Genomic DNA, 20,679 nt, shown 5'->3' on the forward strand with positions numbered 1-20,679 from the left:
GAAACGCTTGGAAACGACCGGATAAGCTCTGGTCGCCGGTCTTACTTCGGCCGCTTGGCGCCGTACTTGGAGCGGCGCTGCTTGCGGTTCTTCACGCCCTGCGTGTCGAGCACGCCGCGCAGAATGTGGTAGCGCACGCCCGGAAGATCCTTCACGCGGCCGCCGCGGATCATCACCACGGAGTGCTCCTGAAGGTTGTGGCCCTCGCCCGGGATGTAGCCGATCACCTCGAAGCCGTTGGTCAAGCGGACCTTGGCGACCTTACGAAGGGCCGAGTTCGGCTTCTTCGGGGTCGTCGTGTAGACCCGGGTGCAGACGCCGCGCTTCTGCGGGCAAGCGTCGAGCGCCGGAACCTTGTTGCGGCTCCGCTGGATCTTCCGCGGCTGGGCGATCAGCTGGTTGATCGTCGGCATCCTGTGCCCTCTTCCTCGGTCACCTTGGCCGGATTGCCCAGGGCAATCCGCAAAACGAATATGCGCCGGAGGCCCTGTCACGGACCCTCGGCGCGGTGTGGGTAGAGGAGCACGCCCGAAACGGACGCGCTCGTACCTACGGATCTGACTTACAGCGTCAGGCGATTTGATCCCTCGGTGCGCGGGCGATGGCGACGGTTTCCGAGGGCAAACCCGAGGGACCGTCGGCAGCCGATGGCCGTCCGAAGTGGACGCGCTTCTAGACGCGGTTGCCCGGCAGGTCAATGCACCGAGGGCAGAAATCTGCGCCGCGCAGGAGGTTAAAGATCGGTCAAGGCGTGGTGACGCGCGTGACGAACGTGCCCGATTTCGAATAATCCGCCGCGACCACCGGGGTCGTCAATCTCAGGCGATTCGATCCGTGGTGGGATGCCGGCGAGCGCGGCGTGATCAAAGGGGTACGCCCCGGCACATCAGCGAATCACGTCGAGCGGCCGGTCTCCGGCACGGTCGATCCGGGTCTGGCGAAGATCGGCATTTCGGACCACCGGAGGCCCGCGCCCCGGCAACTCCAGCGGTTCTGAGCAGGGTGGATCGGATCTGAGTCGTCAGCCTGTTCGGCGACGCCCTGGCGCTTACCGGGTGCGGTGACACAACGCTGACGTTCATTCCGGAGATCGCGTCGGCTCGATCCACATTCGGCAATGCCGGAACAGCACCACGTATTGTTGAAGGGCCTCCTTTCGGCTCGCGGGATCTGACGGTCGAACGAGAGAGGCGGACGATCTTCAATGCAAAACCTCTCGTAGACTTCAGAACTGCTTACGCACACGAGGGCCGGTGTGATGTGAGTCGGATCGGCGGGGAGCGGCGATTCTCTCGGCGCCTTCGACTGTCCCATCTCCGCCGCGTTGTATCTCCCCACGCGGTGCCGCGTTCGGAGCCGCAGGATCCGGGTCGCAACGGCGTGTCGCGCCGGTACCGTGCCGGATCGGGGCAGGGGCGCGCCGTCACGGTCTACGGAAGATTAAAGCGATCCGTCGAAATGTCGCGATCGTCGGGCGGCCGGAACGGTGCCCCGGGTTCGCGTCAAGGATTCTGCGTATGGGTTGCGTCGCCGTCAGCAACGTCGTTCCGTTCCGGCGGCCCATCCCCGCCCAGGCCCCCAGTGAGCGGGACGCGCGGGATCGCCGCCGCAGCGAGCAGCGGTCGCTGCTGGACGCGGTCTATGCCACCGGCAGCATGGTTCTGGCGGCCGACGACCGCGCGACCAAGCTCACGGCCTCGCGCCTCCAGGTCTACGGCTTCCTGGCGATCGAGGAGCTGCGGGCGGATGGGACCGTCCGGCGGCTGCGTCCCTCCGAGGCGATCCGCGCCCGCTCCGAGCATCCCTGGCGCCTGTCGAAACCCGCCTGCGGCACGGCGGTGACCATTCCGAGCCTGGAAGGCTTCCTGTTCGAGCCGACCGGCCAGCCTGCCTGATCGCCCCCGAATACCGGGCCTCGGCGATCCCAACTCGTCGAGGTCCGCCCGCAGGAAGGCTCGGCGCGCCGCGATGCGCGCCGGTCATATCTGTCCCGCCAGGCACGTTCCCCGTAACGAGCCAGCCCCGTTCCCGGCGGCGACCTTTTCCCAACAATCGAACGCCGTCTCCGTAGGCGTATTGCCCGTAGCTGGTTAGGCCGGGGCCGCAGTCCGCCGGCCGTAAAACCGCGTCTCCGCCGCGCCCGCGCCCTTCGGATTACGGTCCGTCACGCTTGCCATCCCCGGCTGAGCGTAGTATGCGCCCGGCCTTCGCGACATTTCCGATGGGTGCTCGCACCCTGTGAACGCGGTGACCGCGCCGGTGTCTCACGACACCGCCAGCGCGGTCGAACACATGAGCCGGGGATTTAACATCCCCATCAGGCGTCGTCCGCCGGGCAATACCGCCCGTGTGCGGAAACCCGCCTGAAACAAGGAGTCACGCACGTGATCCAGATGCAGACGAATCTGGACGTCGCCGACAACTCGGGTGCACGCCGTGTAATGTGCATCAAGGTTCTCGGCGGGTCGAAGCGCAAATATGCCGGCGTCGGCGATGTCATCGTCGTTTCCGTGAAGGAGGCGATCCCGCGCGGTCGCGTCAAGAAGGGCGACGTCATGAAGGCGGTCGTCGTTCGGACGGCCAAGGCCGTGAAGCGCGTCGACGGATCAGTGATCCGCTTCGACAAGAACGCCGCCGTTCTGATCAACAATCAGAAGGAGCCGATCGGCACCCGCATCTTCGGACCGGTGCCGCGGGAGCTGCGCGCGCGCAACCACATGAAGATCATCTCCCTGGCCCCGGAGGTGCTGTGATGGCCGCGAAGATCAAGAAGGGCGACACGGTCGTCGTCCTCACCGGCCGCGATACCGGCCGCTCGGGCGAGGTGATCCAGGTTCTGCCGAAGGAAGGCCGGGCCTTCGTGCGCGGCGTCAACCTGGTCAAGAAGCACCAGAAGCAGACCCAGAACCAGGAAGGCGGCATCATCTCCAAGGAGGCCGCCATCCAGCTCTCGAACATCGCGGTCGCGGATGCCAACGGCAAGCCGACCCGCGTGGGTTTCCGCATCCTCGAAGACGGGCGCAAGGTCCGGTTCGCCAAGACCACGGGGGATCAGATCGATGGCTGAGGCCGACAAGAACGCCTACACCCCGCGTATGCGCAAGCATTACGATGAGGTGGTTCGCCAGAAGCTCATCGAGGAGTTCGGCTACAAGAACCCGATGGAAGTGCCGCAGATCACGAAGATCGTGATCAACATGGGCGTCGGCGAATCCACCGCGGATTCGAAGAAGGCCACCGTTGCGGCGGGCGACCTCTCGCTCATCGCCGGCCAGAAGCCGGTGATCACCCGGGCCCGGAAAGCCATCGCGACCTTCAAGGTCCGCGAGGGCATGCCGATCGGCTGCAAGGTGACGCTGCGCAAGCAGCGCATGTACGAGTTCATGGATCGGCTTATCACCATCGCGCTGCCGCGCGTGCGTGACTTCCGGGGCCTGAATCCGCGCTCGTTCGACGGCCGCGGCAACTACGCGCTGGGTCTCAAGGAGCACCTCGTGTTCCCGGAGATCTCCTACGACAAGGCCGAGCAGACTTGGGGCATGGACATCGTCGTGGCGACCACCGCCAAGACCGATGCCGAAGCCAAGGCCCTGCTCGCCGCCTTCCAGTTCCCGTTCCGGCAGTGAGGCCCTCGGGCCTCAGACGCGGACACCGGAGATAGATCCCATGTCGAAGAAAAGCTCAGTCGAGAAGAACGAGGCCCGCAAGGCGCTGGTGAAGCGCTTCGCGGCCAAGCGGAAGGCGCTCCTCGAGATCGCCAACAACGATGGCCTCGAGATGGAGGAGCGCTTCGAGGCGCGCCTCAAGCTCGCGGAACTGCCGCGCAACTCGTCGGCCACCCGGATCCGCAATCGCTGCGGCATCACCGGCCGTCCGCGCGCCTTCTACCGCAAGATGGGCATCTCGCGCGTGGCGCTGCGCGAGCTTGGCAACCGGGGGCTGATCCCCGGCCTGGTCAAGTCGAGCTGGTAAGGAGGTCCCCATGGTCAACGATCCCGTGGGCGACATGCTCACCCGCATCCGCAACGGCCAGCTGCGCCGTCGCAACGTGGTCCAGACGCCCGGCTCGCGCCTGCGCGCCAGCGTCCTCAACGTGCTGAGGTCCGAGGGTTACATCCGCGACTACGCGGCCACCGACCTCGGCAACGGCCGCACCGAGTTCGCCATCGAGCTCAAGTACTACGACGGCCGCCCGGTGATCCGCGAGATCAAGCGCGTGTCGAAACCCGGCCGCCGGGTCTACTCGTCGGTTGGCGAGCTGCCGCACGTGGCCGACGGCCTCGGCGTCACCATCGTTTCCACCCCGCAGGGCGTCATGGCCGACCACGAGGCGCGCGAGCGCAACGTCGGCGGTGAAGTGCTCTGCACCGTGTTCTGATCGGGACGGAGGAGGTTATCCCATGTCTCGCGTAGGCAAGAAGCCCGTTCCCGTGCCGGCCGGCGTCACCGCCACCGTCACGGGCCAGACCGTCAAGATGAAGGGCTCCAAGGGCGAGCTGGAATTCGTCGTCCCCGCTCTGGTGAGCGTGGCGATGAAGGACGGCGCCATCGCCGTGGAGCCGGTCAACCAGTCCAAGCCGGCGCGGTCCCTGTGGGGCACGTCGCGGGCGCAGATCGCCAACATCGCCGAGGGCGTGTCGAAGGGCTTCGAGAAGAAGCTCGAGATCACGGGCGTCGGCTATCGTGCGGCGATGGCCGGCAAGGCCCTCAAGCTGTCGCTCGGCTACAGCCACGACATCGAATACGCGATCCCCACGGGGATCACGATCGTTACCCCGAAGCCCACCGAGATCACGATCACCGGGATCAACCGCCAGCAGGTCGGTCAGGTCGCCGCCGAGATCCGCGATTACCGCGGACCCGAGCCCTACAAGGGTAAGGGCGTGAAGTACGCGGGCGAGTTCATCTTCCGCAAGGAAGGCAAGAAGAAGTAAGGAGGGCATCATGTCTCGCAAGCTCGAAGCCCTCGATCGCCGCAAGGCGCGCGTCCGCCGCGCGCTGCGGGCGGCCGCCAACGGCCGTCCGCGGCTCTCGGTGTTCCGCTCGTCGAAGCAGATCTACGTGCAGGTCATCGACGACGCGGCCGGCAAGACGCTGGCCGCCGCCTCGTCGATCGACAAGGCACTCAAGGGCGAACTTAAGACCGGCGCCGACGTCGCCGCCGCCAAGGCGGTGGGCAAGCTCGTCGCCGAGCGCGCAAAGGCCGCGGGCGTCACGAAGGTGATCTTCGACCGCTCCGGCTACATCTATCACGGCCGCGTCGCGGCCGTCGCCGAGGCCGCCCGCGAAGGCGGCCTGGAGTTCTGAGGAACCTCTCCATCCCCTTGCGGGGAGGAGCCGGAGGTCGGGGCGGTGCGGGTGAGGCACTCCGGTGCTGTCTGCACCACCCCCACCCCTTACCCCTCCCCGCACGGGGGAGGGGAAAATCGAGCGAGTGGGTCTTCGGGCCTGCGCCAGTGAGATGAACAGGTAGAAAACGATGGCACGTGAACGGGAAGGCGGGGGCCGTGGCCGCCGCGACGATCGCGAGGAGCGCGACAGCGAGTTCGTGGACAAGCTCGTCCACATCAACCGCGTCGCCAAGGTGGTGAAGGGCGGCCGTCGCTTCGGCTTCGCGGCCCTCGTCGTCGTCGGCGACCAGAAGGGCCGCGTCGGCTTCGGCCACGGCAAGGCCCGTGAGGTGCCGGAGGCGATCCGCAAGGCCACCGAGGCGGCCAAGCGCGGCCTCATCCGCGTCTCGCTCCGCGAGGGCCGGACCCTGCACCACGACGTCAACGGACGTCACGGGGCAGGCAAGGTGATCCTCCGCGCGGCCCCGCAGGGCACCGGCATCATCGCCGGCGGTCCGATGCGCGCCGTGTTCGAGACGCTGGGCATGCAGGACGTGGTCGCCAAGTCGCTGGGTTCGTCGAACCCCTACAACCTCGTGCGCGCCACCTTCGAGGCGCTCAAGAACGAGGACAGCCCGCGCTCCGTGGCGGCCCGCCGCGGCATCAAGGTGTCGACGCTCCAGTCGCGCCGCCGCGATGCCGATCCGGCCGACCAGTCCGAAGCCGCGGTCGCGTAAGGGAGGGTCCGATGGCACAGAAGACCGTCCGTATCGAACAGATCGGCTCGCCGATCCGCCGCGAGGCCAGCCAGCGCCAGACGCTGATCGGCCTCAAGCTCAACAAGCTCCACCGCGTGTCCGAGCTGGAGGATACCCCCTCCGTGCGCGGCATGATCCGCAAGGTTGCGCACCTCGTGCGCGTCCACGGCGACGTGGCGTGAGGAGGTTCCGATGAAGCTCAACGAGATCAGCGACAATCCCGGCGCCACCAAGGACCGGATGCGTGTCGGTCGGGGCATCGGCTCCGGCAAGGGCAAGACCGCGGGCCGCGGCGTGAAGGGTCAGAAGGCCCGGACCGGCGTTTCCATCAAGGGCTTCGAGGGCGGTCAGATGCCGCTCCACCGGCGCCTGCCGAAGCGCGGCTTCAACAACCTCTACGCCCAGGATCTGAATGAGGTGAACCTCGGCCGGATCCAGGAGGCGGTCGACGCCGGCAAGCTCGACAAGACCGCCACCGTGACGGTGGAGAGCCTCGTCGCCGCCGGCATCATCGCCCGTCGCCGTGACGGCGTGAAGCTGCTCGGCTTCGGCGAGATCACCGCGAAGCTCAGCTTCGAGGTGACCCGCGCCTCCAAGTCCGCCGTCGAGGCGGTCGAGAAGGCCGGCGGCTCGGTCAGCGTCGTCTACGCCCAGGGTGCCTCCACCCGTGGCGGCAGCGAGGCGGCCACGGCCTGACGGCGGCCGAAGGGGCGACCGCGGGACCCGTTGCGCGGGCTCCGCGCACCCTTTAAGCCACTCCTTCGAGCGGCGGCCCTGCGACCACGCGGGCCGCCGCTTTCATTTCATCCGGGCCCGATCGCCCGGCGACATGTCCAGGACGCGACGCTTATGGCCTCAGCCGCCGAGCAGCTTGCCGCCAATCTCAATTTCGGCGCGATCGCCAAGGCCGATGAGCTGAAGAAGCGCATCTGGTTCACCCTCGGCGCGCTCGTAGTGTTCCGGCTGGGCACCTACATCCCGATCCCCGGCATCGACCCGGAGCAGTTCGCCCGGAACTTCCAGCAGCAGTCCGGCGGCGTGCTCGGCCTGTTCAACATGTTCTCGGGCGGCGCCGTCGAGCGCATGGCGATCTTCGCCCTCAACATCATGCCGTACATTTCGGCCTCGATCATCGTGCAGCTCCTGACCTCGGTGATCCCGAGCCTGGAGGCACTGAAGAAGGAGGGCGAATCCGGCCGCAAGGTCATCAACCAGTACACCCGCTATCTGACGGTGGTCCTGGCCCTGGTGCAGTCCTGGGGCATCGCCATCGGCCTGCAGAGCTCGTCGGCAGCCATCGACCCCGGCCCGTTCTTCCTGGCCTCGACCGTGATCACGCTGACCGGCGGCACCCTGTTCCTGATGTGGCTCGGTGAGCAGATCACCTCGCGCGGCATCGGCAACGGCTCGTCGCTGATCATCTTCGCCGGCATCGTCGCCCACCTGCCGGTGGCGATCGCGGGCGCCCTCGAACTCGGCCGCACCGGCGCGCTGTCGCCGGCGATCATCCTGGGCGTGGCCGTGGCCGCGGTGGCGCTGGTCTACTTCATCGTGTTCATGGAGCGCGCCCAGCGCCGGCTCCTGATCAACTACCCGAAGCGCCAGGTCGGCAACCGCATGTACGAGGGCCAGACCTCGTTCCTGCCGCTTAAGCTCAACACCTCGGGCGTGATCCCGCCGATCTTCGCCTCGTCGCTGCTGCTCCTGCCGGCCACCGCCGCGAGCTTCTCGGCCAATGGTGGCAGTGCCGGCTGGCTCGGCACGGTCACGGCCTATCTCGGCCATGGCACGCCGCTGTTCCTGGTGCTCTACGCGGCGCTGATCATCTTCTTCACGTTCTTCTACACCGCGGTGGTGTTCAATCCGCAGGAGACGGCCGACAACCTGAAGAAGCATGGCGGCTTCATCCCGGGCATCCGCCCGGGCGAGCGCACCGCGGCCTTCATCGACAAGGTGCTGACCCGCATCACCGTGATCGGCGCCCTGTATCTGACCCTGGTCTGCCTGTGCCCGGAGATCCTGTCCTCCTACGCCTCGGCGAGCCTGGGCTTCGGCGGCACCTCGCTGCTGATCGTGGTCTCGGTGACGATGGACACGGTGGCGCAGATCCACGGGCACCTGATGGCGCATCAGTACGAGGGCCTCGTGAAGAAGGCCAAGCTGCGTGGCGCCTCGACCACGCAACGCCGGCGCTGACCCTGCTACAGAGGCGGCCCGGCATTAAGAACGCGCCGGCCTCTGGCACCAAGGTCCGGATGCTTCCGTGGCCCGGACCGGCTAGAAAACCCAGACCCAGGCGATGCCAGGGAGGCTTCGCCACCGCCGCTTGCGCCCGACCGTGTCGGGACGGACGAGGATAACGCCATGCGCATCATTCTGCTCGGGCCGCCCGGTGCGGGGAAGGGGACGCAATCCGAGCGGATCGTGCAGCGCTTCGGGATCCCGCAGCTCTCCACCGGCGACATGCTGCGCGCCGCCGTCGCGGCCGGCACCCCGGTCGGGCTCGAGGCCAAGGCGGTGATGGAAGCGGGTGGCCTCGTCTCCGACCGTATCGTGGTCGGGATCGTCGCCGACCGGATCGAGGAGCCGGACGCCCGGCGTGGCTTCATCCTCGACGGCTTCCCGCGCACTGTGGCACAGGCGAAGGCCCTGGAGGCCATGCTCGACGGCAAGGGCCTCACCCTGTCGGCGGTGATCGAGTTGAAGGTGGACGAGACGGCGCTCGTCGGCCGGATCGAGCGGCGGGCCGCCGAGACTCAGGCCCGCGGCCAGGCCGTCCGCAAGGACGACACGCCCGAGGTGTTCAAGCAGCGCCTGGAGGCCTACCGCGCGCAGACGGCCCCGCTCTCGGCCTACTATGCCGGGACGGGCATGCTCGAGACCATCGACGGCATGCAGCCGATCGACAAGGTCACGGCCGACCTGATGGCGGTCCTGGAGCCGCACGAGGAACCGGTCGCTTCGTAGGGGCCTGCCGATTGCCGGTCGGACCCTTCTTCCGAACGCGTCACACCTCTGCGGGTTTGACGGGTGCAACGGCGATCGGACACCCCACGCCCATGCGCATCGTTGCCATTGCAGCGCTTCTGTTCGCCGTGGCGTTCCCAGCCTTGCCGGCCGCGGCGCAGAGTCCGGCCCAATCCTTCGCCTACGGGCAGAAGCGGTTCAAGCACGCCTGCCGCCCGCCGCTCAAATACGCCGCGGGGACCTGTGTCCGCCGCTGCCCGGCCGGCTACCGGGATACGGGCGGCTATTGCCGCTTGCAGAATCAGGGATTTCGCTGACGCACGGCCGTCAGAGATCCGACCGGCGTTCGCGGTGGAGCGCACCGAAGAAGTTGACGATATCCATCTGGAGCGACCGGCGGCCGAACAGGCGCAGCGGGAAGCCCTCGGCCGTATCGGCGCGCAGCTCGATCATCGCCGTCATGGCGTTGTAGCGGAATACGATCCTGCGGCCCGCGAAGGTCGCCCAGAGCAGGCCGGGGCCGCCGTCCTGACTCTGGAGTGCGATGGAGCCGGGCTCGGCCTCGGCGAGGACTCCGCCGATCACCGCCATCACGACCGGCGCCACCTCGTCCAGGGTCTCGGTGGCGGCCCGCAGCACGGCCTCCGCGAAGGCCCGCAGGGTGGCGCCGTCACTGGTCACAATCGTCATCCCCGCTCCCGTTTCCCCGCTTCGGCCCCGCACGCGACGCATGGCGGCACGAGGATTCGGGGTTCAGTCGTTGACATCGGCCCGCACGCACGCTAGCAGGCCCTCCTTCGTCCAGCCGAACGGTGGTCTGCGGTGCCCTGTCCAGGGCTGCCTGCGGGCCGCGTCGTCGTTTCACGTGCGCAGGGGCCGGCCTCCACCGGACGCGCACGGCACCGGCCCGGATCCCCGGGCCCGACATGGAGAGTGATCGTGGCTCGTATCGCAGGCGTCAATATCCCGACCAACAAGCGCGTCGTCATCGCGCTCCAGTACATTCACGGCATCGGCGCCAAGAAGGCCGAGGAGATCACCCAGAAGGTGAACATCCCCGCCGAGCGCCGGGTCAACCAGCTGACCGACGCCGAGGTTCTCCAGATCCGCGAGACGATCGACCGGGACTACCTGGTGGAAGGCGACCTGCGCCGCGAAGTCTCGATGAACATCAAGCGCCTGATGGATCTCGGCGCCTATCGCGGCCTGCGTCACCGCAAGCAGCTGCCCGTCCGCGGCCAGCGCACGCACACCAACGCCCGCACCCGCAAGGGCAAGGCGAAGCCGATCGCCGGCAAGAAGAAGTAAGTCCTGCCCCTGGAAGGCCGTGCGTCGCGCGGCCTTCTTCCGTCGCGCTGGGTGTCCCGCAACGGCCCCGGCACAGGCTCGACCGCCCTGCACGGGCGCCGCAGCCAAGTCCCAAGAAGAATCCCGAGCGCCTGGAATTACGGGCGCGCTTGAAGGAAGAGTGAGACCCGAATGGCCAAGGAACCGCAACGCGTCCGTCGCCGCGAACGCAAGAACATCGTGTCGGGCGTCGCCCACGTGAACGCCTCGTTCAACAACACGATGATCACCATCACCGACGCGCAGGGCAACACGATCTCGTGGTCGTCGGCCGGCGCCATGGGCTTCAAGGGCTCGCGGAAGTCGACGCCCTACGCCGCGCAGGTCGCTGCCGAGGACGCCGCCCGCAAGGCCTCCGAGCACGGCATGCGCACCCTCGAGGTCGAGGTGTCGGGCCCGGGTTCGGGTCGTGAATCGGCCCTGCGCGCCCTCCAGGCCGCGGGCTTCACGGTGACCTCGATCCGCGACGTTACCTCGATCCCGCACAACGGCTGCCGCCCGCGCAAGCGGCGCCGGGTCTGATCGAAGCCGGCGAAACCCTTTGACGGAGAAGCACATGACAGGATCGAAGCCGCTTCCGGGCGTGCTGCGTTGGAACCTCGGCGACCTCACGGTCACCGCGCTCAACGACGGCTGGTTTCAGGCGAGCCTCGATCTGGTCACGGGCATCTCGAAGGAGGAGGCCGGGCGGCTGCAGCGGGCCGGCTTTCGCACCGAGCAGCCCAAGATCACGCTGAACGCCTTCCTGATCACGGGCCCCGGCCTCAAGCCGACCCTGATCGACACGGGCTACGGCGATCTGGCGCCGGCTCCGACCCTCGGCCGGGCCGGGGCGGCGCTCGCGCTCACCGGCGTCGCGCCGGAAGAGATCGGCGCGGTGCTCGTCAGCCACCTGCACCCCGACCATGTGGGCGGGCTCGTGAAGGACGGGGCGGCGCGCTACCCGAACGCCGAGATCGTGCTGCACGCCGACGAGGCCGCGCATTGGCTTCCGGACGAGGCGCTCGCCAAGGCGCCCGAGGGAGCCAAGCCCTATTTCGAGGGCGCGCGTAAGGCGGTGGCGCCCTATGCCGGTCGGGTGCGCGAGCACCGGGGCGGCGAGGTGCTTCCCGGGATCACGGCGGTCCACCTGCCCGGCCATACGCCGGGCCATTGCGGGTTCCGCATCGTCTCCGGTGGACAGGCGCTGATGATGTGGACCGACGTGGTGCACATGCCGGCGATCCAGTTCAAGAACCCGGAGGCCGGCGTCGGCTTCGACGTCGACGGCGACCAGGCGCGGGAGACGCGCAAGACGATCCTGGACCAGGTGGCCCGCGAGCGGACGCTCATCGCCGGCGGCCATCTCGAATTCCCGGCCCTCGGCTACGTCGACCGGGACGGGGCGGGCTACAGCTTCGTGCCGGCTCTCTGGGTCGGTGGCGAATAACAGACAGTGAATTCAGGGACCGTCCGGAGCGCCAGGGGACTGCGCCGGACGGCCGAAGCACGGGGGACGGGCGTCGCGGGTCCCGGGCATGGACGAGAGGTAGGATCGTGGTCATTCAGAAGAACTGGCAGGAACTGATCAAGCCGAACAAGCTGCAGGTCACGACCGGCGACGACCCGAAGCGGGTTGCCACCGTCGTCGCCGAGCCGCTGGAGCGCGGTTTCGGCACGACGCTCGGCAACGCCCTGCGCCGGGTGCTCCTGTCGTCCCTCCAGGGCGCGGCCGTGACCTCGGTGCAGATCGACGGCGTGCTGCACGAGTTCTCGTCGATCCCGGGCGTGCGCGAGGACGTCACCGACATCGTCCTCAACATCAAGACCATCGCGATCCGCTCGCAGACGGACGCACCCAAGCGCATGACCCTGCGCAAGACCGGCCCGGGCCTCGTCACCGCCGGGGACATCGGCACGGTCGGCGATATCCAGATCCTGAACCCCGAACTCGTGATCTGCACGCTCGATGACGGCGCCGAGATCCGGATGGAGTTCACGGTCGCCACCGGCAAGGGCTACGTCCCGGCCGAGCGCAACCGCCCCGAGGACGCACCCATCGGCCTGATCCCGGTGGATGCGCTGTTCTCGCCGGTCACCAAGGTCAGCTACCGCGTCGAGACCACCCGCGAGGGTCAGGATCTCGACAAGGACAAGCTGACCATGACGGTCGAGACCAACGGCGCGGTCTCGCCGGAGGATTCGCTCGCCTACGCGGCGCGGATCATCCAGGACCAGTTGCAGGTCTTCGTGAACTTCGAGGATCCGCGCAAGGAAGAGGCCGCTCCGCTCGCGCCGCAGCTGCCCTTCAACCCGGCGCTGCTCAAGAAGGTCGACGAGCTGGAGCTGTCGGTCCGCTCGGCGAACTGCCTGAAGAACGACAACATCGTCTACATCGGCGATCTCATCCAGAAGTCCGAGGGCGAGATGCTGCGGACCCCGAACTTCGGCCGCAAGTCGCTCAACGAGATCAAGGAAGTGCTCGCCGGCATGGGCCTGCACCTCGGCATGGACATCCCCGGCTGGCCGCCGGAGAACATCGAGGATCTCGCCAAGCGCTTCGAGGAGCACTATTAGGCCGGACTTCCCAGCTCCGCCCTCATCCTGAGGTGCCGGAGCGCAGCGGGAGCCTCTAGGAGGCCTTCCGTGACCACAGCGATCCCTGGAGCCCTCCTTCGAGGCCCGCTGACGCGGGCACCGCAGGATGAGGGTTCCGGGTTGGAGTTCCCGCCGCGGGGTCATGCGGAATGAACAGCCCCGCTTTTGGGGCGCCCGGCCGTACCGTGGCACGGCGGCCGAGACCAGAAGGAAGCCAGAACCATGCGTCACGGTTATCGCGGTCGCCGTTTCAACCGCACCGCCGAGCATCGCAAGGCGATGTTCGCCAACATGTCGGTCGCGCTGCTGAAGCACGAGCAGATCGTCACCACCCTGCCCAAGGCCAAGGACCTGCGTCCCGTGGTCGAGAAGCTGATCACGCTGGGCCGCATCGACAGCGTCCACACCCGCCGTCTCGCCATGGCGCAGCTGCGCGATGCCGACATGGTCAAGAAGCTCTTCACCGTGCTCGGCCCGCGCTACAAGGGCCGTCCGGGCGGTTACTGCCGCATCATGAAGGCGGGCTTCCGCCAGGGCGACAACGCCCCGCTGGCGGTGATCGAATTCGTCGACCGCGACGTCGAGGCCCGCGGCAAGGATTCCGGTCCGAGCCAGGTTGCCGAGGCGGCCTGATCCATCACGGGGGCGCCATCCGGCGTCCCTGATCAAACGCCAGAAGCCGCTCCGGGCCATCCGGGGCGGCTTCTCGCGTTTGAGGGTCCACCGTCGCTCTGGAACCCGGGTGCCACAGGGCCCGCGGAGGGACGCTGAACCGGCAACATGGGCCAGCTCAGCGGGGCCGGCTCAGCGGGGTCGGCTATCGGCCTGGTCGAGGAGCGTGCCGACCCGGTCGGCGAGGTCGGCCGAGCGGAACGGCTTGGACAGGACCGGCAGATCCTCGGGGATCTGCATGGCGTCGGCATGGCCGGTGAGGATCAGCACCGGCAGGCTCGGGGTCCGGTCGCGGATCGCGGCGGCGAGCTCGACGCCGCTCATGCCCGGCATGGCCAGGTCGGCCACGACGATGTCGAAGCGGTCGCGGTCGAGGTCGCGCAGGGCCGCCGCGCCGTCGGCCGCCTCCGTCACGCTGTGGCCGAAGCCGGTGAGGAACGAGGCCGTGACATGCCGAACCTGGGGATCGTCGTCGACGATCAGGATCCGTGCCCGCCGGCCGGAGATGGGCGCCGGATCGGCCACCGGGGCGACCCGCTCCGGCCCGGCCTCCGCGAAGGGGAGCGCCAGCTCGACGCGGGTGCCGCGGCCGACCGCGCTGTCGATCACCAGCCGGCCCTTTGATTGCTGCGCGAGGCCGAACACCATGGCGAGCCCGAGCCCCGTCCCCTGGCCCACCGCCTTCGTCGTGAAGAACGGCTCGCACACCCGGCGCAGGATCTCCTCCGGAATGCCGGTGCCCACATCGGTCACGCTGATCCCGAGATAGGCGCCGTCGGCGATCTCGGGATCCCCGCTGATGCCGAGGCGCCGGGTCGCCACCGTGATGGTGCCGCCCTCGGGCATCGCGTCCCGGGCGTTGATGCACAGGTTGAGCACGGCGAGTTCGAGCTGTTCGGGATCGACCTGGACCGCCGGCTGGCCGTCCTCCAGGTCGGTCCGCACGGTGACGAGGCCGCCGAGGCTGCGCCCGAACAGGTCGCTCATCCCGACGATCAGGGCGTTCACATCCACCGCCCGGGCCTGCAGATCGTGGGCCCGGCTGAAGCTGAGGAGCCGCTTCGTGAGGGAGGCGCCGCGCTCGGCCGCCCCGCGGGCGTTCTCGATCAGGCGCTGGACCCGGGGCTCGCCCGCGACCTTCGGGGCGGCCAGTTCCAGGCTGCCGAGGATCGCGGTCAGCAGGTTGTTGAAGTCGTGGGCGATGCCGCCGGCCAGGGTGCCGAGCGCCTGCATCTTGTCGGACTGGCGCAGCCGCGCCTCCAGGCTCCGCTGCTCGGTGACGTCCCGCTCGATCACCGCTAGGTGGCTGATCGCGCCGCCCGCGTCGCGGATCGGCACCCGGGTGACGTGGCTCCACTGCTCGGCCCCGGTCGGGCCGTCGCTGGTGAGGGTCTCGGCCACCGTGCCGGCCCGGATCGCCGCCGCGTCCGCCTCGGTCGCCGGGATGCCCGGAGCGCCGAGGACCTCGTCCTCGCGCCGCCCGAGGCAGGCGGCGACGTCACGGCCGAGCAGCGCCGCCTTGCGGGCGTTCAGACGCACGAAGCGGCCGTCCGCGTCCTTGAAGCTGATCGCGTCCTGGGCGTGATCGAGGAGGCCGCGGAGCAGCGCGCGCTCGGTGGCGAGGTCCCGGCCGAGGCGGTGGCGCTCGAAGGCCTGCCGCACGGTCGAGCGCAGCAGGCCCGCATCCCAGGGTTTCGTCACGTAGCCGACGATGCCGCCGCGGTTGAGGGCGGCGATCACCGCGGTGATGTCCGCATAGCCGGTGAGCAGGATCGCCTGCGCGTCGTGGAAGCCGCGGGCCTCGGCGAGCAGAGCATCGCCGGTGAGGCCGGGCATGCGCTGGTCCGAGAGCACCACGGCGATGTCGGGCTCGGCGCGCAGGATCTCCAGCGCCTCGGCGGGGCGCGAGGTCGTCAGCACCCGGTAGGAATCCTCGAACAGGTCCTCCAGGGCGATCAGGATGTCCGGCTCGTCGTCGACGGCCAGGATCGTCCCTACACCTGCCGTACCGTCACTCATGCACTGGCTGCCTGCCGCGGGATCCCGATCACGAAGCAGGCTCCCCCACCCGGCGCCGTCTCCACGGTGAGCGAGCCGCTATGCGCCTGAACGACGCTGTAGGCAATCGCCAAGCCGAGGCCGGTCCCCGATCCCACCGGCTTGGTCGTGAAGAACGGCTCGAAGATCTTCTCGCGCAGGGTATCCGGGATGCCGGGACCGGTATCGCTGATCCGGATCTCGTCGAGATCCGGGCTCGAGCAGGTCGTGATTCGAACCGTGCCGCCCGCCGGCATGGCGTCGGCGGCGTTGCCCAGGATGTTCATCACCACCTGGTTGAGCAGCGCCGGGGTGCAGTGGATCTCGGCCCGGCCCGCGAAGGTGCGCTCCACCGCGATCCGGTCGCCGAGCTTGTGCTGGATCAGGGCGAGCACGGTCTCGATCGCCTCCGGCACGTTGACGAGCGCACGCTCGCCCTCGTCGAGGCGCGAGAACTTCCTCAGGTTCAGCACGAGGTCCTGGATGCGGGTCAGGCCCATCCGCATCGAGCCGACCCGCTGGCGCGCCTTCTCGACGAGGCGCCCGGCGGCCTCCGGCGGCGCCTCGGGCAAGTCGCCGAGCAGGCGCTCGACCGTGCCCTGATGCGCCAGGATGAAGGCCAGGGGATTGTTGATCTCGTGGGCGATGCCGGCCACCAGTTCGCCGAGCGAGGCCATCTTGGCGGCCTGGACCAGCTTGGCCTGCGCGTCGGTGAGCTGCCGGTTGGCGTTGGCGAGGTCGCGGTTGGCCCGCTCCAGGGCGTCGGCGAGCCGGGCCCGGGCCTCCGCCGCCTCGGCCTCGGCCCGGGCGCGCTCCACCGCCCGCTCGCGCTCGCCGAACTGGCCGGCGATGCGCCGGTCGTCCTCTTCCAGCAGGCGGCGGCGCACGAAGCCGCGGACCCGCAGCGCCAGGACCTCGGCATCGGTCTTGGCGATGACGTCGTCGGCGCCGGCCGCGAAGGCCTCGACCAGGAAATCCTTGGCCGGATCGCTGCCGGCGATGCCGACGAGGTGGAAGCCGGCCCCGGCCGCCCGGCCGGCCCGGCGCTGGCTGATCGCCCGGCACAGGGCGAGCCCGTCATAGGCGTGGCCCAGGAGATCGACCGTGACGCAGTCGAAGGCCTCGCCCCCCGCATCCCCGTCCAGGGCGGCGAGCGCCGCCTCCGGCCCGTCGGCGCTGGTCACGTGGTGCCCGTCCTGGCTCATCAGGCCGGCCAGGAAGGTCCGGTAGGTGGCGCTGCCGTCGATCACCAGGATCCGGCCGCGCCGGAAGGCGGCCGCCCCCGGGCCTTCGCCGTCGCCGGCCGAGCGGCGCTCGCGCAGCAGGGCGCGGATGCGCAGGATCATCAGGTCGCGGTCGGCGGATTTCGGCAGGTAGGCGTCGGCGCCGCTCTCCAGCCCCTGGCGCTCGCCGCCGGTGCCGCCCGTGAGCATCAGCACCGGCAGCGCCCGGGTGCGCAGGGACAGGCGCATCTGCCGGATCAGCTCGTCGCCGTTCATGCCCGGCAGGTGGTAATCGGCCACCACGAGGTCGGGCTGGCTGCGATTCAGGTGATCGAGGGCGGTCTCGGACGAGGCGCAGCGTTCCACCGAGAAGCCGTGGGCCTCCAGGAGCAGGCGCAGCTCCAGGGCCTGCGTCTCCGAATCCTCCACGAGCAGGATCCGGGCGGGCCCCTCGGGCGAACCGGCCGATTCCGTCACGGCCGCGCCCCCGGTTCGACGAGGCGCAGGACGTGGTCGGCGACCCGGTCGAGGGGGAGGATGGCCCGAGCCGCTCCGAGCCGCACCGCCGCCGCCGGCATGCCGTAGACCACCGCGGTGCTCTCGTGCTCGGCCACGGTCTGGGCGCCGGCCTTCTGCATGTCGGCGAGGCCCACGGCCCCGTCCTCGCCCATGCCGGTCAGGAGCACGCCGATCCCGGAGGCTCCGGCCTGCCGGGCCATCGAGCGGAACAGAACGGTGGCGGCCGGCCGCTGCCCCGAGACCGGCGCCGAATCGATCACCCGGAGAATCCGGCCCGAGCCGATCTCCAGATGCCGGTCCCCCGGCGCCACGTAGACGCGGCCGGGCTCGGCCCGCTCCCCGTCCCGGGCCAGCCCGACCGGCAGGGTCACGACGCTGTCGAGCCAGCTCGCGAACCCGTCCATGAAGGCGGGGCCCATGTGCTGGACCACCAGCACCGGCAGGGGAAAGGTCCGCGGCAGGGCGCCGATCACCCGGGCCAGGGCCGGGGGGCCGCCCGTGGAGGCCGCGATCCCGAGGAGGCTGGGCGCCTGTCCGGGCATCTCCACCGGCATCGGAGAGACCGCGGCGGTGGTGCGTCCGGCCCATTCCGCGCCGATCGGGCGGCGGCGGATCACCGGCACCTGGGCCATGATCCGCAGCTGCGTGCAGATCTCGCCGGCCACGCCCTCGTAGCCGGCATGGGTCGTGGCCACGGGCTTCTCGACCACCGACAGGGCCCCGGCCCGGAGCGCGTTCATGGAGATGCGGAGCGACGAATCCTCGACAGAGTCCGCCACCACGACGATCGGGGTCGGATGCTCGGCCATGATCCGCCGGGTCGTCTCCAGCCCGTCGATGCCGGGCAGGCGGATATCCATCGAGATGACGTCAGGGCGGGCGGTCCGGAGCCGATCGAGGGCCTCCTCGCCGGAGGCGACCGCGGCGACGATCTCGAGCCGCGGATCGCGCGAGACGATGTGGCGGAGGAGCTCGCGCACCACGAGACTGTCCTCCACGAGCATGACGCGGACCGGGGTCACAGGAGCTGTCCGATCGTGTCCAGGAGCTGGCGCTGGTCGAATTTCTGCTTGGTCAGGTACGCGTCGGCGCCGAGGTCGAGGCCCCGGGCCACGTCGGCGGCGTCCCCGCGGGAGGTCATCAGGATCGTCGGCAGCCGGGCGAACCGCTCGTCGGCCCGCAGCGCCTGGACCAGGCCGAACCCGTCGAGGCGCGGCATCTCGACGTCGGCGAGGACGAGGTCCACGGGCTCGATCTCGGCGCGCAGCCGTTCGAGGGCGTCCTGGCCGTCGACGCAGACGACCACGCGGTAGCCGGCGGCTTCCAAGATGCCCTTCTCCAAGGTCCGGGTGGTGATCGAATCATCGACGACCAGGATGGTCGCCCGCGCGGCGGCCCGCGATGCGGCATCACCCGTCGCGCGTGTCGTCGAACGTGGGGCTTGCCCCATCGTTCCGAACGCCGGTGCCACAGCCGCCCGCGCCGCGAGCCCGTCGGGGTCGAGGACCAGCACCGGGACGTCGCCGGGCAGGATGGCCGTGCCGGCGATCAGACCCGGATCGGCCCCGAAGGCGGGGGCCGGGAGGACGAGGAGCGAACGGACATCGTGCAGGCGATCGACGGCGAGCGCCAGCCGGCCGCCCCCGGCCCGCAGCACGACGGCCAGCAGGGTCTCGGACTCCTCCGGCGCTGCGGGCTGGCCCAGGAGCGCGGCGAGCGCGCTGACCGGGTGGCTGGTGGCCGTGTCGCCCGCGCCGAGCCGCAGGATCGTGCGTCCCATCGCCACCGGCAGGTCGGCCCGCTTCAGGCGCAGCAGGCGCTCCACGCTGCCCCCCGGCAGGGCGTAGCTGCGGCCCCCCGCCTCGACCAGGAGCAGGCTGCGCCGGGCGGCCGAGAGCGGCAGGGTGAAGACCAGGGCGGTGCCGGCGGGCGCGCGCGGCTCCAGGCGGACGCTGCCCAGGAGCTGGCGGGCCGCATCCGCCGCCACCGCGAGTCCGTAGCCGCGCCCCGACAGGGTGTCGACCGCCTCCGCGGTGGAGAAGCCGGGCTCGAAGACGAGGCGCAGCAGGGTCTCGGGATCGGCGCCCGCCCCCGGGGCGAGGAGGCCGCTCTGCCGGGCCACGGCCTCGATCCGGGCGAGATCCGGACCGGGCCCGTCGTCGAACACCGTGACCTGGAGCCGGGCGCCGCGCACCGCCACCTCGAGCCCGAGCGCCAGGGCCTCGGGCTTGCCGGCGGCCCGGCGCCGCTCCGGGCTCTGCCAGCCGTGGCTCAGGGCGTTGCGCAGGGCGTGGAGCAGCGGGTCCTTCAGCGCCTGGAGGGTGCCGCGCTCCACGGGCAGGTCGAGGCCGCGCAGGTCGAGATCGACCTCGCGGCCCTGTTCCCGGGCGGTCTCGCGCAGCGACCGCGCCAGCGGGGCCAGCACCGTCTCGGCCGGAACCAGGGCGAGGCGCTCGGCGGCGGTGCGGACCCGGGCGGCGGCCCCCTCGATCCCGCTGGCGACGGCGGCCTGGCGCCGGGACAGGTCCGAGGCCTCCCGGGCGAAGCTGCCGATCTCGGCCGCGAAGGCGCGCCATTCGGGCCGCTCCGACTCCGCCCCGGCGGCGAGCGCCTCCGCGCCGGCGCGCAGGTCCCGGGCGAGCCTGGCCAGGCGCGCGAGGCTCTCGGCCGCCGACAGGCGGCCGGCGAGGGTGCTGGTGAGGTCGTGGCTCGCCCGGACCACGGCCTCCACGGCCTCGCCGGGCACCCGCAGGAAGGCGGCGGCGGGATCGGCCGGCTCCGGCGGCGGCGCGGGAGCGACCGGCTCCGGAGCCGGGCCGGAGGGCCGCGGCGGTTGGGGCGGCGGCCCGGCCGCCGGTGCGGCCTGCGACGCCTCGCCCGGGAGCCCGAGGACCTGGCCCAGGGCCGCCAGGGCATCGGCCGGCATGGCGGGTCCGGCGCCGTCCTGGAGCCCGGCCACGTAGGCCTCGATCCGGTCGAGGGCGAGGTGGACGGCGTTGGCCGCGTCCCGGTCGAGGGCGGTCGCGCCGGTCCGGACCTTCTCGAACAGCGTCTCCAGGCGGTGGGCGACCGCCTCGACGGCGGGCAGATCGACGGCGCGCGAGGCGCCCTTCAGGCTGTGGGCGCGGCGGAACACGTCGTTCCAGTCCGGGGCGGCGCTGCCGAGCGCCCCGCGGATCGCCGTGATGTGCTCCCGGTGCTCGACATCGAAGGCGGCGAGCAGGAGCTGGCGGATGTCCTCGGGCAAGG

General features: G+C 70.1%; 25 protein-coding genes. 19 read left to right on the forward strand and 6 right to left on the reverse strand.

Features of this window, described 5'->3' with window-relative positions:
- Positions 1–41: 41 nt before the first annotated feature.
- Positions 42–413: a 30S ribosomal protein S12 gene (gene rpsL, locus AC3IF3_RS21700; RefSeq protein ID WP_007557568.1), complete on the reverse strand. Its 372-nt coding sequence runs from the start codon at positions 411–413 to the stop codon at positions 42–44.
- A 1,104-nt stretch (positions 414–1,517) separates the two neighbouring features.
- Here rpsL and AC3IF3_RS21705 point away from each other — a divergent pair.
- From AC3IF3_RS21705 to AC3IF3_RS21770, 14 genes are all read left to right on the forward strand, one after another.
- Positions 1,518–1,895 (forward strand): hypothetical protein, encoded by a 378-nt coding sequence (locus AC3IF3_RS21705; RefSeq protein WP_489230278.1) that lies wholly within the window; start codon positions 1,518–1,520, stop codon positions 1,893–1,895.
- A 489-nt stretch (positions 1,896–2,384) separates the two neighbouring features.
- A complete protein-coding gene (rplN, locus tag AC3IF3_RS21710; RefSeq protein WP_007557579.1) occupies positions 2,385–2,753 on the forward strand; it encodes a 50S ribosomal protein L14 in 369 nt (122 codons plus the stop codon).
- A complete protein-coding gene (gene rplX, locus AC3IF3_RS21715) occupies positions 2,753–3,067 on the forward strand; it encodes a 50S ribosomal protein L24 (RefSeq protein ID WP_243965084.1) in 315 nt (104 codons plus the stop codon). Before rplN ends, rplX begins: the two co-directional genes overlap by 1 nt.
- Entirely contained in the window at positions 3,060–3,626 is a 567-nt protein-coding gene (gene rplE, locus AC3IF3_RS21720) for a 50S ribosomal protein L5 (protein WP_243965083.1), read from the forward strand. The genes rplX and rplE overlap by 8 nt, the downstream gene beginning before the upstream one ends.
- Positions 3,627–3,666: 40 nt before the next feature.
- Positions 3,667–3,972: a 30S ribosomal protein S14 gene (gene rpsN, locus AC3IF3_RS21725; protein ID WP_243965082.1), complete on the forward strand. Its 306-nt coding sequence runs from the start codon at positions 3,667–3,669 to the stop codon at positions 3,970–3,972.
- Positions 3,973–3,982: 10 nt separating this feature from the next.
- Positions 3,983–4,378: a 30S ribosomal protein S8 gene (rpsH, locus tag AC3IF3_RS21730; RefSeq protein WP_243965080.1), complete on the forward strand. Its 396-nt coding sequence runs from the start codon at positions 3,983–3,985 to the stop codon at positions 4,376–4,378.
- 22 nt (positions 4,379–4,400) lie between these two features.
- The gene (gene rplF, locus AC3IF3_RS21735; protein WP_243965079.1) at positions 4,401–4,934 is read left to right on the forward strand and encodes a 50S ribosomal protein L6; all 534 of its coding nucleotides are present in this window, start codon (positions 4,401–4,403) and stop codon (positions 4,932–4,934) included.
- A gap of 10 nt (positions 4,935–4,944) precedes the next feature.
- Positions 4,945–5,307: a 50S ribosomal protein L18 gene (rplR, locus tag AC3IF3_RS21740; protein WP_238293230.1), complete on the forward strand. Its 363-nt coding sequence runs from the start codon at positions 4,945–4,947 to the stop codon at positions 5,305–5,307.
- Between the two features lie 172 nt (positions 5,308–5,479).
- Positions 5,480–6,067: a 30S ribosomal protein S5 gene (gene rpsE / locus AC3IF3_RS21745; RefSeq protein ID WP_043355033.1), complete on the forward strand. Its 588-nt coding sequence runs from the start codon at positions 5,480–5,482 to the stop codon at positions 6,065–6,067.
- An 11-nt stretch (positions 6,068–6,078) separates the two neighbouring features.
- A complete protein-coding gene (rpmD, locus tag AC3IF3_RS21750; RefSeq protein WP_020096280.1) occupies positions 6,079–6,270 on the forward strand; it encodes a 50S ribosomal protein L30 in 192 nt (63 codons plus the stop codon).
- A gap of 10 nt (positions 6,271–6,280) precedes the next feature.
- The gene (rplO, locus tag AC3IF3_RS21755) at positions 6,281–6,784 is read left to right on the forward strand and encodes a 50S ribosomal protein L15 (RefSeq protein ID WP_489230279.1); all 504 of its coding nucleotides are present in this window, start codon (positions 6,281–6,283) and stop codon (positions 6,782–6,784) included.
- Positions 6,785–6,937: 153 nt separating this feature from the next.
- Positions 6,938–8,284: a preprotein translocase subunit SecY gene (gene secY, locus AC3IF3_RS21760; protein ID WP_489218166.1), complete on the forward strand. Its 1,347-nt coding sequence runs from the start codon at positions 6,938–6,940 to the stop codon at positions 8,282–8,284.
- 168 nt (positions 8,285–8,452) lie between these two features.
- Complete coding sequence (locus AC3IF3_RS21765) at positions 8,453–9,055, forward strand: adenylate kinase (RefSeq protein WP_243965074.1); 603 nt, start codon at positions 8,453–8,455, stop codon at positions 9,053–9,055.
- Positions 9,056–9,147: 92 nt separating this feature from the next.
- Positions 9,148–9,372, forward strand: a complete 225-nt coding sequence (locus AC3IF3_RS21770) for a hypothetical protein (RefSeq protein WP_243965072.1) — start codon at positions 9,148–9,150, stop codon at positions 9,370–9,372.
- A 10-nt stretch (positions 9,373–9,382) separates the two neighbouring features.
- Here AC3IF3_RS21770 and AC3IF3_RS21775 read toward each other — a convergent pair whose 3' ends face one another.
- The gene (locus AC3IF3_RS21775; RefSeq protein WP_243965071.1) at positions 9,383–9,745 is read right to left on the reverse strand and encodes a hypothetical protein; all 363 of its coding nucleotides are present in this window, start codon (positions 9,743–9,745) and stop codon (positions 9,383–9,385) included.
- Positions 9,746–9,994: 249 nt separating this feature from the next.
- Between AC3IF3_RS21775 and rpsM the strand changes: the two genes are divergently transcribed.
- The 5 genes from rpsM to rplQ all read left to right on the forward strand — a co-directional run bounded on the left by rpsM (position 9,995) and on the right by rplQ (position 13,612).
- Positions 9,995–10,363 (forward strand): 30S ribosomal protein S13, encoded by a 369-nt coding sequence (rpsM, locus tag AC3IF3_RS21780; protein WP_012319166.1) that lies wholly within the window; start codon positions 9,995–9,997, stop codon positions 10,361–10,363.
- Positions 10,364–10,534: 171 nt separating this feature from the next.
- A complete protein-coding gene (rpsK, locus tag AC3IF3_RS21785; RefSeq protein WP_007557606.1) occupies positions 10,535–10,924 on the forward strand; it encodes a 30S ribosomal protein S11 in 390 nt (129 codons plus the stop codon).
- Positions 10,925–10,958: 34 nt separating this feature from the next.
- The gene (locus AC3IF3_RS21790; protein ID WP_489230280.1) at positions 10,959–11,831 is read left to right on the forward strand and encodes an MBL fold metallo-hydrolase; all 873 of its coding nucleotides are present in this window, start codon (positions 10,959–10,961) and stop codon (positions 11,829–11,831) included.
- A 107-nt stretch (positions 11,832–11,938) separates the two neighbouring features.
- Positions 11,939–12,958 carry a DNA-directed RNA polymerase subunit alpha gene (locus AC3IF3_RS21795; protein ID WP_243920233.1) on the forward strand — a complete coding sequence of 340 codons (1,020 nt, stop codon included), beginning with the start codon at positions 11,939–11,941 and terminating at the stop codon, positions 12,956–12,958.
- Between the two features lie 243 nt (positions 12,959–13,201).
- Positions 13,202–13,612 (forward strand): 50S ribosomal protein L17, encoded by a 411-nt coding sequence (rplQ, locus tag AC3IF3_RS21800; protein ID WP_243965067.1) that lies wholly within the window; start codon positions 13,202–13,204, stop codon positions 13,610–13,612.
- A 171-nt stretch (positions 13,613–13,783) separates the two neighbouring features.
- Here rplQ and AC3IF3_RS21805 read toward each other — a convergent pair whose 3' ends face one another.
- The 4 genes from AC3IF3_RS21805 to AC3IF3_RS21820 are packed head-to-tail and all read right to left on the reverse strand — an operon-like array spanning position 13,784 to position 20,677.
- Positions 13,784–15,670 carry a response regulator gene (locus tag AC3IF3_RS21805; RefSeq protein ID WP_489230281.1) on the reverse strand — a complete coding sequence of 629 codons (1,887 nt, stop codon included), beginning with the start codon at positions 15,668–15,670 and terminating at the stop codon, positions 13,784–13,786.
- Positions 15,667–17,388, reverse strand: coding sequence for a response regulator (locus AC3IF3_RS21810; protein WP_489230282.1), 1,722 nt, complete (start codon positions 17,386–17,388; stop codon positions 15,667–15,669). Before AC3IF3_RS21810 ends, AC3IF3_RS21805 begins: the two co-directional genes overlap by 4 nt.
- Complete coding sequence (gene cheB, locus AC3IF3_RS21815; protein WP_489231350.1) at positions 17,385–18,434, reverse strand: chemotaxis-specific protein-glutamate methyltransferase CheB; 1,050 nt, start codon at positions 18,432–18,434, stop codon at positions 17,385–17,387. Before cheB ends, AC3IF3_RS21810 begins: the two co-directional genes overlap by 4 nt.
- 14 nt (positions 18,435–18,448) lie before the next feature.
- Positions 18,449–20,677, reverse strand: coding sequence for a hybrid sensor histidine kinase/response regulator (locus AC3IF3_RS21820; protein WP_489230283.1), 2,229 nt, complete (start codon positions 20,675–20,677; stop codon positions 18,449–18,451).
- Positions 20,678–20,679: the final 2 nt, after the last annotated feature.

The sequence above is a fragment of the Methylobacterium sp. J-118 genome, assembly GCF_057836565.1.

Bases quoted from the DNA above. Each gene is read 5' to 3' on its own strand.
- rplO (WP_489230279.1), top strand. From the start codon at position 6,281: ATGAAGCTCAACGAGATCAGCGACAATCCCGGCGCCACCAAGGACCGG.
- rplE (WP_243965083.1), top strand. From the start codon at position 3,060: ATGGCTGAGGCCGACAAGAACGCCTACACCCCGCGTATGCGCAAGCAT.
- rplQ (WP_243965067.1), top strand. From the start codon at position 13,202: ATGCGTCACGGTTATCGCGGTCGCCGTTTCAACCGCACCGCCGAGCAT.
- rpsE (WP_043355033.1), top strand. From the start codon at position 5,480: ATGGCACGTGAACGGGAAGGCGGGGGCCGTGGCCGCCGCGACGATCGC.
- rplF (WP_243965079.1), top strand. From the start codon at position 4,401: ATGTCTCGCGTAGGCAAGAAGCCCGTTCCCGTGCCGGCCGGCGTCACC.
- rpsN (WP_243965082.1), top strand. From the start codon at position 3,667: ATGTCGAAGAAAAGCTCAGTCGAGAAGAACGAGGCCCGCAAGGCGCTG.
- secY (WP_489218166.1), top strand. From the start codon at position 6,938: ATGGCCTCAGCCGCCGAGCAGCTTGCCGCCAATCTCAATTTCGGCGCG.
- AC3IF3_RS21790 (WP_489230280.1), top strand. From the start codon at position 10,959: ATGACAGGATCGAAGCCGCTTCCGGGCGTGCTGCGTTGGAACCTCGGC.
- rpsH (WP_243965080.1), top strand. From the start codon at position 3,983: ATGGTCAACGATCCCGTGGGCGACATGCTCACCCGCATCCGCAACGGC.
- AC3IF3_RS21705 (WP_489230278.1), top strand. From the start codon at position 1,518: ATGGGTTGCGTCGCCGTCAGCAACGTCGTTCCGTTCCGGCGGCCCATC.
- rpmD (WP_020096280.1), top strand. From the start codon at position 6,079: ATGGCACAGAAGACCGTCCGTATCGAACAGATCGGCTCGCCGATCCGC.
- rplX (WP_243965084.1), top strand. From the start codon at position 2,753: ATGGCCGCGAAGATCAAGAAGGGCGACACGGTCGTCGTCCTCACCGGC.
- AC3IF3_RS21775 (WP_243965071.1), bottom strand. From the start codon at position 9,745: ATGACGATTGTGACCAGTGACGGCGCCACCCTGCGGGCCTTCGCGGAG.
- cheB (WP_489231350.1), bottom strand. From the start codon at position 18,434: ATGCTCGTGGAGGACAGTCTCGTGGTGCGCGAGCTCCTCCGCCACATC.
- rplR (WP_238293230.1), top strand. From the start codon at position 4,945: ATGTCTCGCAAGCTCGAAGCCCTCGATCGCCGCAAGGCGCGCGTCCGC.
- AC3IF3_RS21770 (WP_243965072.1), top strand. From the start codon at position 9,148: ATGCGCATCGTTGCCATTGCAGCGCTTCTGTTCGCCGTGGCGTTCCCA.
- rpsL (WP_007557568.1), bottom strand. From the start codon at position 413: ATGCCGACGATCAACCAGCTGATCGCCCAGCCGCGGAAGATCCAGCGG.
- rpsK (WP_007557606.1), top strand. From the start codon at position 10,535: ATGGCCAAGGAACCGCAACGCGTCCGTCGCCGCGAACGCAAGAACATC.
- AC3IF3_RS21765 (WP_243965074.1), top strand. From the start codon at position 8,453: ATGCGCATCATTCTGCTCGGGCCGCCCGGTGCGGGGAAGGGGACGCAA.
- AC3IF3_RS21805 (WP_489230281.1), bottom strand. From the start codon at position 15,670: ATGAGTGACGGTACGGCAGGTGTAGGGACGATCCTGGCCGTCGACGAC.